Raw genomic sequence first — 13372 nt, 5'->3', positions numbered from 1 at the left:
GTCGGCCGGTGGTCATGCCGGCCGGAGGAGTGTCCGCCGGTGGTCATGCCGGGCGGAGGAGCGTCGGCCGGTGGTCATGCCGGCCGGAGGAGTGTCCGCCGTTGGTCATGCCGGGCGGAGGAGCGTCCGCCGTTGGTCATGCCGGGCGGAGGAGCGTCCGCCGTTGGTCATGCCGGCCGGAGGAGCGTCCCCGGTGGTCATGCCGGGCGGAGGAGTGTCCGCCGGTGGCCCCGCCAGGCTTCCCGCTCCCCGGCGGTCAGTGGTAGGCCTGTCCGCAGATCCTCGACTGGGGGCTGTCCGCCGACCAGTGGCCGTACTCCCTGCCGAGGTCGCAGACGCCGGCGTTTCCCGGCACCGAGTGGCCGATGTCGGGGATCTCCGCGCGCGGCGCGCTCGGCACGTACGGCTTGTGCTCGTACCGGGGCACCTCCAGGCGCAGATGGTGGCTCGGGGAGGACGGTGGCGGGGTCCGGCGCGATTCCGTGGACGAATCCGCCGGGGCCGAGGGCCGGGCCGGGGACCGGGTGGGGGACGGTCCGACGCGTCCCAGGGCCTCACGGGCCGGAGCCTGTACGGCTCCTCGTCCGGTGCCGCCCTCCGGATGCGGGGCCGGATGCCCGGCGGGGGCCCCGGCGGTGCCGGTGGCGGGGGATCGCTGGACCGTGACGCAGCCGGTGAGGGCCGAGACCGCCACGGTCACCAGAAGCGTTGCGGTGGTCGTTCGATGCACCCGCGCCACTCTGCTGGGTCCGCGCCGCCCGTGGGCGCCCGACGGGCGGATGATGCCCCGCACGGGTGACCTCCCGCACCGTACCGAGTGCGTGCGGCGGCGCGGAGGTGACGCCGTACACCTCATAGGACCGCCGGGCCTTCCGGCGTCTTCGGGGGTCTCGGGCCGGGGTGCGGGCGGAGGCCTCAGTCGCCCGTCGCCCCGTCGATCCGCTCGCGCAGGAGGTCCGCGTGGCCGTTGTGGCGGGCGTACTCCTCGATCATGTGGGTGTAGATCCAGCGCAGGTTGAACGGCTCGCCGGTGGTCCTGCCCCGGCCGGCGGACAGGTCGTCCAGGCCGAAGCCGGCGGCGTTGCGGCGGGCGGTCTCGATCTCGGCCTGCCAGGCGGCGTGGGCGTCGGCCCAGGTGTCGGCCTCGGTGAGGTGGAACTCGCCGTCGGGGTCCGCGTCGCTGAAGTAGAGGGGCTTCGCGTCCTCGCCCGTCAGCACCTTGCGGAACCAGCCCCGCTCCACCTCCGCCATGTGCCGCACCAGACCCAGCAGGGACAGCTCGGACGGCGGGAGGGAGGCCGTGCGCAACTGCTCGTCGGTCAGGCCCTCGCACTTCCAGGCCAGGGTCTGCCGGTGGTAGTCCAGCCAGCCCTCCAGCATGGTGCGTTCGTCGGCGTTCTGGGCGGGCTCACTGCGCTCGGTCGTCATGCCCCGATCATTTCCTGACCGGGCGCGTCACACCACACCTTTTCCCGCGCCGAACGCGCCCCCGCCGGCCATCCCCGCCAGCAGTTCCCGCAGACCGGCGCGGACCTCGTCCAGGTCCGGGACCTCGGCGTGGAAGGTGCCGGCCACGCAGGAGAACATCAGCCCGTCGGCCCAGGCGACCAGGGACAGCACATGCCGGTCCGGTGCGGTGGACCCCGCCGCCCGGAGCAGCACGCCGAGCTGCTCGCGGAACCGGGCGCCGGCGGCGTCGAAGTGCTTGCGCAGTTCGGGCCGGCGGGTCGCCTCCAGGGCCAGTTCGTAGCGGGCGAGGGTCAGTTCGCGATGGCGGGTCAGGGCGCGGTGCGTGGCCAGCGCCAGCCCGTCCACCAGGGCGTCCGGGCCGCCGGCGGGGTCCGGCAGCTCGTGCAGGGCCAGCACCCGCGCCTCCCGGTCGGCCAGTCGCCGTACCGCGAGGTCCAGCAGGGCCTGCCGGGTCCGGGCGACGTTCGACGTGGAGCCCTGCGGCAGCCCGGCCGCCTCGTCCACCGCGCGGTGCGTCAGTCCTCGCATGCCGCGCTCGGCGAGCAGGGCGAGGGCGGCGTCGGCGACGCGGTCGGCGCGGGAGGGATGCGCGGGAGGCGGGGACTCGGCGGACATGGAGATCAACCTACCGGCCGGCCGGGGCCGTGGTACGCCGCTCACTACAGCCGTAGTATGGTCGAGCCGTTCATTCACTACATCCGTAGTCCCGGTGGTGCGGGAAGCGTCCTAGGAGGAGCCATGTCCCCGTCCTCGTCCGCCGTCGTCATCGGCGGCGGCATCGGAGGTCTCGCCGCGGCGGCGGCCCTGCACCTGGCCGGCCGGCCGGTCACCGTGCTGGAACGGGCCCCCTCCCTGACGCCCGTCGGCGCGGCGATCTCGCTCTCCCCGAACGCCCTGCGCGCCCTGGACGTCCTCGGCGTCGGCGACCGCGTCCGCGACCTCGCCGCCTGGCAGGGCGACGGCGGGCTGCGCGCCCCGGGCGGCCGCTGGATCTCCCGCACCGACGCCGCCGCGGCGGCCGAACGGTTCGGCGGCCCCCTCGTCCTGCTCCACCGCGCCGTCCTGATCGACACCCTGGCCGGTCTCCTGCCGCCCGGCACCGTCCGCACCACCGCCGAGGCACGCCTCGCCGACCCCGGCGACGAGCGCCGCCCGGCCAGGGTCAGCACCCCCGACGGCGACCTGGAGGCCGCTCTGGTGGTCGGCGCCGACGGCGTCCGCTCCACCACCCGCCACACCCTGTTCCCCGCCCACCCCGGCGCCGTCTACGCCGGGTTCACCACCTGGCGGGTCGTCATCCCCGTGCCCGGCGTCCGCTTCGCCTCCCACGAGACCTGGGGCCGGGGCCGCCTGTGGGGCACGCACCCGCTCAAGGACGGCCGGGTGTACGCGTACGCCGCCGCCATGACCCCCGCCGGACAGCACGCCGCCGACGACGAACGGGCCGAACTCCTGCGCCGCTTCGGCCACTGGCACAGCCCGGTCCCCGAGGTGCTGGCCGCCGCCCGCCCCGAGGACGTCCTCCGGCACGACGTCCACCACATCGCCGAGCCGCTGCCCGCCTACCACCGCGGCCGGGTCGCCCTCCTCGGCGACGCCGCCCACGCCATGGTGCCCACCCTCGGACAGGGCGGCAACCAGGCCGTCGAGGACGCCGTCGTCCTCGCCCACCACGCCGACGACCTCGCCGCCTACACCGCCGCCCGGCTGCCCCGCACCACCGCCATCGCCCGCCGGGCGGCCCGGGTCGCGCGGGTCAATATGACGGGCAACCGCGCCGGGATCGTCCTGCGGGACACCCTGATCGCCACGGCCTCCCGCCTGCGGCCCGGACTCCTGCTGCGCGGCTTCGACGGCATCGCCGACTGGCGGCCCCCGCAGCCGCCGTATGCTGCCGTGCGGACGGACACGGACCAGCGGTGAGGGAGAGCACGTGAAGGTCGGCTGCATCGGACTCGGCGACATCGCGCAGAAGGCCTATCTGCCGGTCCTCGGCACGCAGCCCGAAGTGGAACTGCACGTGCAGACCCGCACGCCCGCGACGCTGCGGCGGGTCGCCGACAGCCTCCACCTGCCCGCCGCGCAGCGCCACGCGGACCTGGACTCCCTGCTCGGCGCGGGCCTCGACGCCGCCTTCGTGCACGCGCCCACCGCCGTCCACCCCGAGATCGTCACCCGGCTCCTCCAGGCGGGTGTGCCGGCCTACGTCGACAAGCCGCTCGCCTACGAACTCGCCGACTCCGCACGCCTGGTGGCGCTCGCGGAGGAGCGGGGCGTCTCGCTCGCGGTCGGCTTCAACCGGCGCCACGCGCCCGGCTACGCGCAGTGCGTGGAGCACCCGCGCGAGCTGATCCTGATGCAGAAGAACCGCGTCGGGCTGCCCGAGGAACCCCGGCAGATGATCCTCGACGACTTCATCCACGTCGTGGACACCCTGCGGTTCCTGGCCCCCGGCCCCGTCGACGACGTCACCGTGCGCGGCCGGCTGCGCGACGGGCTGCTGCACCACGTCGTGCTCCAGCTCGGCGGCGACGGGTTCACCGCGCTCGGCGTGATGAACCGGCTCAGCGGCTCCACCGAGGAGATCCTCGAGGTCTCCGGCCAGGACACCAAGCGCCAGGTCGTCAACCTCGCCGAGACCATCGACCACAAGGGGCAGCCGACCGTGCGGCGGCGCGGTGACTGGGTGCCGGTCGCCCGGCAGCGCGGCATCGAGCAGGCCGTGCTGTCCTTCCTGGACGCCGTGCGCGCCGGGAAGGTGCTCAGCGCCCGGGACGCGCTGGAGACTCACGAACTGTGTGAGCGGGTGGTGCGGACGGTGCTGGAGCACTCCGGCGCGGCCTGAACACCCGTACGCCCTCCGCCACGCACACCGCGGCCAGCACCAGCAGGGCCGCGTGCACCGGCCAGTCGCCGAAGCGGACGTACGGGGTGACCCCGTGCGCGGTCGGCATGTCGTACACCCGTGCGGTGCTCGCGTCGGTGCCGAGCCAGGAGCCCACGCGCCGCCCGTCCGGGCCGTAGACGGCGGACACCCCGGTCAAGGTGGCGTGCACCATGGGGCGGCCGGTCTCGGCGGCGCGCAGCGCGGCGAGCGAGGCGTGCTGCTCGGGCGCCCAGCTGTGCTGGAAGGTGGAGGTGGAGGACTGCGCGAGGAGCACGTCCGCGCCGTCCGCGGCCAGATGCCGGCTCATGTCGGGGAACGCCGACTCGAAGCAGATCAGCGGGCCGACGCGCAGACCGTGGCCGACGTCCATCACCGTCTGCGCCGTGCCCCGCATCCGGTCCTCGCCGGCGGCCTTCCCGACGGAGGTCGCCCAGCCGAGCAGCGAGCGGGCCGGGACGTACTCGCCGAACGGGACGAGCCGCATCTTGTCGTAGCGGGCGCCGGTCGGGCCGGACGGGCCGACCAGCACGGAACTCTTGTAGATGCCGGGCCGGTCCGAGCGCCGGGCGTCCACGTTGACCAGCACATCGGCGCCGACCGTGCGGGACAGGGCCGCTGTCCGCGCGGCGATGTCCGGCCGGTCGGCCAGGTCGAAGCCGACGCTGCTCTCGCCCCACACGACGAGATCCACCCGCTGTCCGGCCAGGGTCCGGGTCAGCCGCTCCTCCAGGCCGAACCGCCGCTGCCCGCTGTCGGGCCCGTCGACGATCCCCGGCTGGACGACGGCTATCCGGACCCGGCCGTCCACGTCCGGGCGCGGCGCCCACACCCAGACCGCCGAGGTCGCCGCCGCCGTGGCGAGCAGTCCGGCCACGGCGGGCAGCCGCGCCGCCCGGACGGCGACGAGCAGGGCGACGGCGACGTTCACCGCCACCAGCAGCAGGCTCAGCAGCCACACGCCGCCGACCGACGCCAGCCGCAGCGCCGGCGCCACCTGCCACTGGGTGGCGCCGAGCATCCCCCAGGGACCGCCCAGCCCCTGCCAGGACCGGACCAACTCGACGGCCAGCCAGCCCGACGGCAGCACGAGGAGCGCGGCGGCCGCCCGCCCCGCTTGGGGCGTCCCGCCGAGGAACCGCCGCACCAGCCACCCCCACGGCGCCCACAACGCGCCGAGCAGCGCCGCGAGCACCACCGTGAACACGTGCAGGCTCGGCAGCAGCCAGTGGTGCACGGCCAGCATGAAACCGAGCCCGCCGCACCAGCCGTCGTAGGCGGCGCGCCGCCCGGTCGGGGCCGTACGGACGAGCAGGAGCCACGGCACCAGGGCGACGTACGCGAACCACCACAGCGACGGCGCGGGAAACGCGAACACGGGCAGCGCGCCCGCGAGAACGGCGAGCACCGAACGGCGCCACGGGGAGACGAGCCAGCGGCCATAGATGTTCATATGCGCGCCCTCCTACCCGTGCTCGACCCGGCCTACCCCGCGGACGGCTCCAGTGTGCGCGCCCGGCGGGCGAAGTGGATATTCGGTGGCACCGGACGGACGCCGGGAACGAGGGTGGCCGGGTGAACGATCACCACGCAGAAGCAGAGCCCCGATTCCGCATCCGCGCCCGCCACACCGACACCACGGTCACCGTCTACCAGGCCTACCGCCCGCAGATCGGCGGCCCCGCCGCCCGCACCGGCCGCTTCCCGGCCGACTGGAAGCGCGACCGGATGACGTGGATCAAGCCGTCGTTCCTGTGGATGATGTACCGCTGCGGCTGGGGAACCAAGGAGGGGCAGGAGACGGTGCTCGCCGTCGAGATCCGCCGGGACGGGTTCGAATGGGCGCTCCGCAACGCCTGCCTGTCCCACCATGTGCCGGCCCTGCACGGCGACCAGGCGTCCTGGCGGCGGCGGTTGCGGGAGGCGCCCGCGCGGGTGCAGTGGGACCCGGAGCGGGACCTGCACCACACTCCGCTGCCGTACCGCTCCCTCCAGCTCGGCCTCGCCGGACCGGCCGCGGCCCGGTACGCGGACGAGTGGATCACCGGCATCGAGGACGTCACCCCGCTCGCGGCCGAGATCCACGCGCTGGTCCGAACGGGTGAGCTGGAGCGGGCCACCGCCCTGCTGCCGAAGGAGCGGCCCTACCCCGTCGCCGACGAGGTGCTCGCGCATCTGCGGGCCTAAGGCCCTGTCGCCACATTCCCGCCTGCCCCGCGACGCCATGCACGCACTCTCGCCGCACCGGACCCCGACCCGAGTACGCCCAGTACGAGGGCCAGGCCCGGCATACCGAGAGCACGCACCTGACGCCGCGGGGCCCGCCCTCCGGGCGGACGGCGGGAATGTGACGACAGGGCCTAGGCTGATCACAGCGGGGGTCTCGCCCGGCGCTGCGGACGGGTGGCGCCGAGAGTGCAGCGGAGGTCCGCATGAAACGTCTTGTCACCGTCGTCACCGGCGGCGGCCGGGGCATCGGCGCCGCGATCTGCCGGCGGCTGGCGGCCGACGGGCACGACGTCGTGATCGGATACGTCCACGACACCCGGGCCGCCGAGGCCGTCGCCGACGAGGTGCTGGAGGCCGGGGCGCGCAGCGTCACCGTCCGGATGGACACCTCGTCGGAGGCCGACGTCGAACGGCTCTTCGCCACCGCCGAGGAACGCCTCGGCCCGGTGACGGGCCTCGTGAACAACGCCGGCGTCACCGGACCGCTGGGCCGCCTCGCCGACACGGACACCGCCGATCTGCGCCGGGTCGTGGAGGTCAACCTGCTCGGCACGCTGCTGTGCGCGCGCCGCGCCGCGCAGCTCATGGCGCCCCGGGGCAGCGGCGTCATCGTGAACATCTCGTCCGTGGCCGCCACCCTCGGCAGCCCCGGCGACTTCGTCCACTACGCGGCGACGAAGGCGGCCGTGGACACCCTGACCCTGGGGCTCGCCAAGGAACTCGGGCCCGACGGCATCCGCGTCAACGCGGTCGCGCCCGGCATGATCGACACCGAGATGCACGAGGAGATGGGCGATCCGGAACGGGCCCGGCGCGCCGCCGGGACGATCCCGCTGGGCCGCCCCGGCCGCGCCGAGGAGATCGCCGCGGCCGTGGCCTGGCTGATGTCCCCGGACGCCTCCTACGCCTCGGGCGCGGTGCTGAGGGTGTCCGGCGGGCGCTGACGCGGGGCGCCTCCGGGCAGCCGGGGGCCGGCCGTCCGGTGGTGGGGGGCCGGCGCGGGGCGCCGCCCCTCACGCCGCCTCGATCACCCCGCGGCGGATGGCGGCGGCCCACTTGACCACCAGCAGCTCGTACTCCTCGCGCTCCTGGGCCGTCAGGGACCCGCCCGAGCGCAGCCAGAGCGCGCGGATCTGCTCGTTCAGTTCGGCGGCAGACCGCACGGAACCAAGGGCCATGGAATCGGGGGACATGGCCACAGCCTAGGGGCAAGCCCTGACGCTGCGCTACCGGACGGCTACACACACCGCATGGACTCGGTCACCCGTGCGACCGGTTCCGGTCGCGGCGGCTGCCGGTCCGGCGGCCGGGCGGCGCGGTGGCCGGCCCGCGCACGGGCGGGCCGTCGGCCGCGACGCCGCCCGCCCGGCTGCCGGGCCGTCGGCCGTGACCAGCACCGATGACGAGACCTCGGACGCCGTGCGCCACCGGGCCGAGGGTGCGGAGCGGTGCGCGACGGCGCGCGGGCGGGGAGCGGCGGGGACCGGCGGTGTCCGGATCCGCACGCGATCACGTGGCGAAAAGCATCGCCCCGCGCCGTCCTCAACGGGCGCGCAGGTGGTGGCGTTTGCGCCAGGCCACCGCCGCGCCGGCCACCGCCGGCACGGCGATGCAGGCCATCGCGATCAGGAACGCCGGCGAGGTCGGCGCGGCGGCACGCGCCCCGGCGACGACGTAGGCGGCCGTGTTCGGCACCGAGCCGAGCGCCGTCGCCAGCAGGAACGCCGGCCAGCCCATCCGGGAGACGGCGGCGCAGTAGTTCGCCGCCCAGAACGGCACGCCCGGGAACAGCCGGGCCGCGAGCATCGACCGGAAGCCGTGCCGGCTGAGCTGCCCGTCCGCCGCCTTCAGCAGCCGGCCGCGCAGCAGCGGACGCAGCGCGTCCTGACCCAGCATCCGGCCCAGGCCGAAGGCCACGCCGGCGCCCAGCACCGTACCGGCCAGCGCGGCGGCCAGCCCGAACTGCGAGCCGAACAGCGCGCCCGCGGCGAGGTTGAGCAGCGGTCGCGGCAGGAACGCCACCGTGCCCACGCCGTAGGCCACGGCGAAGGCCACCACCGCGGCGGCGCCGCCGAGTTGGGGCGGCCAGCCGTGTGTGAGCAGCCGCTGCGGCTGGAACAGCAGCACGGACGTGCCGGCCGCGGCGAGCAGGACGAGCAGCAGGGACAGCCGCGACCAGGGGGAGAGCAGGACTCTCGCGCAACGGGCGGCCAGGCCCGCGGCCCCGGCGAACGCGACGGGACCGGCGGGGCCGGACGGGGTGAGCGGAACCGGGACGGCGGCCGTGGGGACGGCGGCGCCGGGCTCCGTGGCGGCGGCCCGGGGAGAGGCCGTGGCGGTGCCCCCAGAGCGGGTGGTGGCATCGAGCATCTTGTGACACTAACCGACGGATATGTCTGATCGCCGTACGGTTCGTCTCAGCACTGTCACAGGAGGGGCCGTCGTGCCTGGTGACACGTCAGTTCCCGCCCGCCGAAAACCATTCGACGCGCGGCACGCGGTCGGCGATGATCGGCCCATGTTCCGGCACGCCTTCGTCCTCGCAGCATCCGCGGCAGCGGGTGCTCCGAAGGCTGCCGTCCTCGTCTTCCCGGCCGCAGCCGACGGCGCCCGAAGCTGACCCTCCCCGGATCGTCCGGCGGACCCCGCAGGGGGAGGGTCGGCCGTCCCTCGGGGTCCCCGCACCACCTTCGACGCTTCGAGGTACAGCCATGCCCAAGACGGCGTACGTCCGCACCAAACCGCATCTGAACATCGGCACGATGGGCCATGTCGACCACGGCAAGACCACCCTGACCGCCGCCATCACCAAGGTCCTCGCCGAGCGCGGCACCGGCACGTTCGTGCCGTTCGACCGCATCGACCGCGCCCCGGAGGAGGCCGCGCGCGGCATCACCATCAACATCGCGCACGTCGAGTACGAGACCGACACCCGGCACTACGCCCACGTGGACATGCCCGGTCACGCCGACTACGTGAAGAACATGGTCACCGGCGCCGCGCAGCTCGACGGGGCGATCCTCGTGGTCTCCGCGCTCGACGGGATCATGCCGCAGACCGCCGAACACGTGCTGCTCGCCCGGCAGGTGGGCGTCGACCACATCGTCGTCGCCCTCAACAAGGCCGACGCGGGCGACGAGGAGCTGACCGACCTCGTCGAGTTGGAGGTCCGCGACCTGCTCACCCGGCAGGGGTACCCCGGCGACGCGGTGCCGGTCGTCCGGGTCTCCGGGCTGAAGGCGCTGGCGGGCGACCCGCGCTGGACGGCGTCGATCGAGGCGCTGCTCGACACGGTGGACACGTACGTCCCGCTGCCCGAGCGGTACCTGGACGCGCCGTTCCTGCTCCCGGTGGAGAACGTCCTCACCATCACCGGCCGCGGCACCGTCGTCACCGGCGCCGTCGAGCGCGGGACCGTACGCGTCGGCGACCGGGTCGAGGTGCTCGGCGCCGGGGTGGAGACCGTCGTCACGGGCCTGGAGACCTTCGGCAAGCCCATGGAGCAGGCCCAGGCCGGGGACAACGTGGCGCTGCTGCTGCGCGGCGTGCCGCGCGACGCGGTCCGTCGCGGTCACGTGGTCGCGGCGCCCGGCAGCGTGGCGCCCCGGCGGCGCTTCACCGCCCGGGTGTACGTGCTGTCGGCGCGCGAGGGCGGCCGTACGACGCCGGTGGCCACCGGGTACCGGCCGCAGTTCTACATCCGCACCGCCGACGTGGTCGGCGACGTCGACCTCGGCGAGACGGCCGTCGCGCGGCCCGGGGACACCGTCACCATGACGGTGGAACTCGGCCGCGACGTGCCCCTGGAGCCGGGCCTCGGCTTCGCCGTCCGCGAGGGCGGCCGGACCGTGGGCGCGGGGACGGTGACGACGGTGGAGTGACCGGGGAGCCCCCGTGAGCGGCGGGCGCCGCCGTCAGTGACGGCGACCGCCGTGAGGGACGGTGACCGCTGTGGGCGACGGGGACCGCGGAACGACGCGGTCCCCGTCCGCCCGCTCCGGCCGCGACGAGCGGGCGCGCCCGCCCGCCGGGGAGTCCCGCCGGGGAGCGCCGGGCCGGCCGCGACGGTCCCGGCCCGTAGCCGGCACGGCGGCCCCGGAGCCGCAGACCGCCCCGGCGCTCCCCGGAGCCGGACCGCAACCACGGTTGTGGGAGCCGGACCGGGGCCACGGTTGTGGGAGCCGGACCGGGGCCACGGTTGTCGGAGGCGGACCGGCGCGACGGCCCCCGTGGCCGGACCGGCACAATGGAGGGGTGACCGACTCCGAGCCGATACCCGTGACCCGCGCCGTCGACCACGGGACGGCCAAGCTGATGCCGGACGTCGACCGCGCCCGGGCCTGGCTGCTCACGGTGGACGGCGCGCCCCAGTCCTACGTCGACCTGGACGCGCCCACCCACCTGGAGTTCGAGTACACACGCCGGCTCGGGCACGTCCTGGACACGCTCGCCGACCCCGGCCGCGCGCTGGACGTGCTGCACCTGGGCGGCGGCGCGCTCACGCTGCCCCGGTACGTCGCCGCGACCCGCCCCGGCTCGCACCAGGACGTCGTCGAGGCCGACCGGGGCCTGCTCGATCTGGTCGCGGAACACCTCCCGCTGCCGGACGGCCCGGACATCGCGCTGCACACCGCCGACGCCCGCGCCTGGCTGGAGGCGGCCCCGGCCGACTCGGCGGACGTACTGATCGCCGACGTGTTCGGCGGCTCCCGCATCCCGGCCCATCTGACGACCCTGGCCTACGCCCGCGCGGCGGAGCGCGTGCTGCGCCCCGACGGCGTCTACCTCGCCAACCTCGCCGACGCCGCGCCCTTCGCCTTCCTGCGCTCCCAACTCGCCACGTTCGCCGAGGTCTTCGGCGAGCTGGCGCTGATCGCGGAGCCGGGCGTGCTGCGCGGGCGCCGGTTCGGCAACGCGGTGCTGATCGCCGCGCACCGGCCCGTCGACACGGCCGCGCTGGCCCGGCTCACCGCCGCCGACGCCTTCCCCGCCCGCGTCGAACACGGCGCCGCGCTCCGGGAGTTCACCGGCGCCGCCGCCCCGGTGCGGGACGCGGACGCGGTGGCGTCGCCGGAGCCGCCGGGCGGGGCGTTCGGGATCGGCTGACCCCGTCCGCCCCGGCGTCGGCCTCGGCCCGGCGCGGGACCGTCAGCTGGTCGGGTCGCCGTGCACCCGGACCGTGCTGAGGATCTTCATGATGGTCGCCGCGGGGATCTCGTTCTTGACACCCTTCGCCGCGAAGAGGGTCCAGGAGACGAAGTCGCCCTTCGAGTTCTTGAAGGCGAAGGTGGTCGCCTTGCCGTCGCTGTCGCACTTGTGCTTCTTCGGCACACCGGTCGTGTAGGAGGTCGCGACGCTGCCCTGCACCCCGGACTTGGTGGTGAACGGCTGGGCCTTGCCGACCGTCAGGTACTTCTTCGACGCGTCGGTCTGGTCGGTGTATCCGCCGAAGGCGAAGGCGGCGGCGTCCCCGCGCGCGATGCTCGCGGTGTCCTTGCCGCCGTTCTCGCCCTTGGTGCCCGTGGCCGCCAGCGACGTGGAGTCCACCCGCCCGTCCTTGTCGTCGTCCGACGTGCACCAGTTCTTCTGCAGATAGGCCGGCGCGGAGAAGCCGATGTACGGGTCGCCGGTCTTCTTGTCCTCGAAGAACGTGGACCAGCCGGGGGAGGCCACCTCCCAGTCGGCCGGCACGTCGAACGCCGTGCCGTGCTTGGGATTGACGACCACCTTCCAGCCGGGGACCGTCGGCTTCTCGGTCTCGTTGCCGCGCGGGTTGTCCTCCGACGCGGAGGAGGTCGGGGTCGGGCTGTCGGAGGCCGACGCCGACGCCGTGGCGGACTGGCTCACCGCCGGGTCGTTCTTGCCGTCGTCGGCCTTGTCGTCCTTCTTGCCGCCGAGCACCAGGAATCCGGTCACGCCCGCGGCCACGACCACGGCCGCCGCGGCGACGATCGCGACGAGCTTCGTCCGGTTCTTGCCGCCGCCTCCGGCCCCGCCCCCGCCGCCGGCCGGCGGCTGCGGTGCGCCCACGGGCGCCGGGGTGCCCCACTGCGGTGTGGGCGGCTGCTGGCCGTAGGGGCCGGGCTGCTGCTGGTAGCCGGGCTGCTGATAGGGATTCGGCTGTTGGTATCCCGGCTGCTGGTACGGGTTGTTCTGCGGGTTCTGCTCGCCCCCGGGCGGCTGCTGTCCTGGCCACATGGGCAGTAACCCTAGTGGCGCGGGGGCACGATTCGGTCACCGGTCCTTGTCAGGGACGTACCAGAAAGGTGGCGCCGGTACGGGGACCTCTCTGGCCAGCTCGATCTACTCGTGAGTAACATCTGGCCATGAGCGCAGAACAGATGTCGATCGGCGAGATGCTCGCCGCCACGGTGCCCATGGTCCGCACCCTGAAGCTGGAGTACCTGGAGACCACTCCGGAGCGGGCGGTGCTGTCCCTGCCGGACCAGGAGGAGTACCGCAACCACGTGGGCGGGCCGCACGCCGGGGCGATGTTCACGCTCGGCGAGTCGGCCAGCGGTGCGGTCGTCCTCGCCGCCTTCGGCGACCAGCTCTCGCGGGCGGTGCCGCTGCCGGTGGACGCCCGGATCGCCTTCAAGAAGGTCGCCCTCGGTCCGGTCAAGGCCACCGCGACCCTCGACCGCCCCATCGCCGAGGTCGTCGCCGAACTCGACGAGGGCCGCCGCCCCGAGTTCCCGGTCACCGTGAGCATCCAGCGCGGGGACGGCGCGGTGACGAGCGAGATGACGGTGGTGTGGACGCTGCGGCCCAACGGCTGAGGGCCGCGGA

Annotated in this window: 14 protein-coding genes; 7 read left to right on the top strand and 7 right to left on the bottom strand. The window is 74.8% G+C overall.

The window, feature by feature from the left end:
• Window positions 1-256: 256 nt before the first annotated feature.
• The 3 genes from K7787_RS32230 to K7787_RS04150 all read right to left on the bottom strand — a co-directional run bounded on the left by K7787_RS32230 (window position 257) and on the right by K7787_RS04150 (window position 2085).
• The gene (locus tag K7787_RS32230; RefSeq protein ID WP_308036282.1) at window positions 257-427 is read right to left on the bottom strand and encodes a hypothetical protein; all 171 of its coding nucleotides are present in this window, start codon (window positions 425-427) and stop codon (window positions 257-259) included.
• A 488-nt stretch (window positions 428-915) separates the two neighbouring features.
• Window positions 916-1428 carry a DinB family protein gene (locus K7787_RS04155; RefSeq protein WP_223000524.1) on the bottom strand — a complete coding sequence of 171 codons (513 nt, stop codon included), beginning with the start codon at window positions 1426-1428 and terminating at the stop codon, window positions 916-918.
• Between the two features lie 27 nt (window positions 1429-1455).
• Window positions 1456-2085 carry a TetR/AcrR family transcriptional regulator gene (locus K7787_RS04150; RefSeq protein ID WP_223000523.1) on the bottom strand — a complete coding sequence of 210 codons (630 nt, stop codon included), beginning with the start codon at window positions 2083-2085 and terminating at the stop codon, window positions 1456-1458.
• Window positions 2086-2208: 123 nt separating this feature from the next.
• On the opposite strand from K7787_RS04150, the gene K7787_RS04145 reads away from it, so the two are divergent.
• Entirely contained in the window at window positions 2209-3393 is a 1185-nt protein-coding gene (locus tag K7787_RS04145) for an FAD-dependent monooxygenase (protein WP_223000522.1), read from the top strand.
• A gap of 10 nt (window positions 3394-3403) precedes the next feature.
• Window positions 3404-4315 carry a Gfo/Idh/MocA family protein gene (locus tag K7787_RS04140; RefSeq protein ID WP_223000521.1) on the top strand — a complete coding sequence of 304 codons (912 nt, stop codon included), beginning with the start codon at window positions 3404-3406 and terminating at the stop codon, window positions 4313-4315.
• On the opposite strand, the gene lnt is transcribed toward K7787_RS04140, so the two are convergent.
• Entirely contained in the window at window positions 4233-5807 is a 1575-nt protein-coding gene (gene lnt / locus K7787_RS04135) for an apolipoprotein N-acyltransferase (protein ID WP_223000520.1), read from the bottom strand. The genes K7787_RS04140 and lnt overlap by 83 nt on opposite strands.
• A gap of 122 nt (window positions 5808-5929) precedes the next feature.
• On the opposite strand from lnt, the gene K7787_RS04130 reads away from it, so the two are divergent.
• Both K7787_RS04130 and K7787_RS04125 read left to right on the top strand, forming a co-directional pair.
• A complete protein-coding gene (locus K7787_RS04130; protein ID WP_223000519.1) occupies window positions 5930-6541 on the top strand; it encodes a DUF4291 domain-containing protein in 612 nt (203 codons plus the stop codon).
• A 245-nt stretch (window positions 6542-6786) separates the two neighbouring features.
• Window positions 6787-7527: an SDR family NAD(P)-dependent oxidoreductase gene (locus K7787_RS04125; RefSeq protein ID WP_164392792.1), complete on the top strand. Its 741-nt coding sequence runs from the start codon at window positions 6787-6789 to the stop codon at window positions 7525-7527.
• A gap of 69 nt (window positions 7528-7596) precedes the next feature.
• On the opposite strand, the gene K7787_RS04120 is transcribed toward K7787_RS04125, so the two are convergent.
• Window positions 7597-7776: a hypothetical protein gene (locus K7787_RS04120; RefSeq protein ID WP_009187463.1), complete on the bottom strand. Its 180-nt coding sequence runs from the start codon at window positions 7774-7776 to the stop codon at window positions 7597-7599.
• Window positions 7777-8125: 349 nt separating this feature from the next.
• A complete protein-coding gene (locus K7787_RS04115; RefSeq protein ID WP_164387229.1) occupies window positions 8126-8953 on the bottom strand; it encodes a TVP38/TMEM64 family protein in 828 nt (275 codons plus the stop codon).
• A 341-nt stretch (window positions 8954-9294) separates the two neighbouring features.
• Here K7787_RS04115 and tuf point away from each other — a divergent pair, with 341 nt between their 5' ends.
• Window positions 9295-10464: an elongation factor Tu gene (tuf, locus tag K7787_RS04110; protein ID WP_009187461.1), complete on the top strand. Its 1170-nt coding sequence runs from the start codon at window positions 9295-9297 to the stop codon at window positions 10462-10464.
• A gap of 433 nt (window positions 10465-10897) precedes the next feature.
• Window positions 10898-11689, top strand: a complete 792-nt coding sequence (locus K7787_RS04105) for a spermidine synthase (protein ID WP_050790810.1) — start codon at window positions 10898-10900, stop codon at window positions 11687-11689.
• A 42-nt stretch (window positions 11690-11731) separates the two neighbouring features.
• Here the strand turns inward: K7787_RS04105 and K7787_RS04100 are convergent, their stop codons facing one another.
• Entirely contained in the window at window positions 11732-12781 is a 1050-nt protein-coding gene (locus tag K7787_RS04100; protein ID WP_223000518.1) for a DUF8017 domain-containing protein, read from the bottom strand.
• A 143-nt stretch (window positions 12782-12924) separates the two neighbouring features.
• Between K7787_RS04100 and K7787_RS04095 the strand changes: the two genes are divergently transcribed.
• On the top strand, window positions 12925-13362 hold the full coding sequence (locus K7787_RS04095) for a DUF4442 domain-containing protein (protein WP_009187459.1): 438 nt from the start codon (window positions 12925-12927) through the stop codon (window positions 13360-13362).
• Window positions 13363-13372 lie beyond the last annotated feature (10 nt).

Source organism: Streptomyces sennicomposti, from assembly GCF_019890635.1.
GTDB classification, from domain to species: Bacteria; Actinomycetota; Actinomycetes; order Streptomycetales; family Streptomycetaceae; genus Streptomyces; species Streptomyces sennicomposti.
Note: the sequence above shows the minus strand (reverse complement) of the source record. Positions and strands in the feature narration are given on the sequence as shown.

Coding starts and splice junctions, on each gene's coding strand:
- K7787_RS04155 (WP_223000524.1), bottom strand. CDS start 1,428: ATGACGACCGAGCGCAGTGAGCCCGCCCAGAACGCCGACGAACGCACC.
- K7787_RS04150 (WP_223000523.1), bottom strand. CDS start 2,085: ATGTCCGCCGAGTCCCCGCCTCCCGCGCATCCCTCCCGCGCCGACCGC.
- K7787_RS04145 (WP_223000522.1), top strand. CDS start 2,209: ATGTCCCCGTCCTCGTCCGCCGTCGTCATCGGCGGCGGCATCGGAGGT.
- lnt (WP_223000520.1), bottom strand. CDS start 5,807: ATGAACATCTATGGCCGCTGGCTCGTCTCCCCGTGGCGCCGTTCGGTG.
- K7787_RS04125 (WP_164392792.1), top strand. CDS start 6,787: ATGAAACGTCTTGTCACCGTCGTCACCGGCGGCGGCCGGGGCATCGGC.
- K7787_RS04120 (WP_009187463.1), bottom strand. CDS start 7,776: ATGTCCCCCGATTCCATGGCCCTTGGTTCCGTGCGGTCTGCCGCCGAA.
- K7787_RS04115 (WP_164387229.1), bottom strand. CDS start 8,953: ATGCTCGATGCCACCACCCGCTCTGGGGGCACCGCCACGGCCTCTCCC.
- tuf (WP_009187461.1), top strand. CDS start 9,295: ATGCCCAAGACGGCGTACGTCCGCACCAAACCGCATCTGAACATCGGC.
- K7787_RS04105 (WP_050790810.1), top strand. CDS start 10,898: ATGCCGGACGTCGACCGCGCCCGGGCCTGGCTGCTCACGGTGGACGGC.
- K7787_RS04100 (WP_223000518.1), bottom strand. CDS start 12,781: ATGTGGCCAGGACAGCAGCCGCCCGGGGGCGAGCAGAACCCGCAGAAC.
- K7787_RS04095 (WP_009187459.1), top strand. CDS start 12,925: ATGTCGATCGGCGAGATGCTCGCCGCCACGGTGCCCATGGTCCGCACC.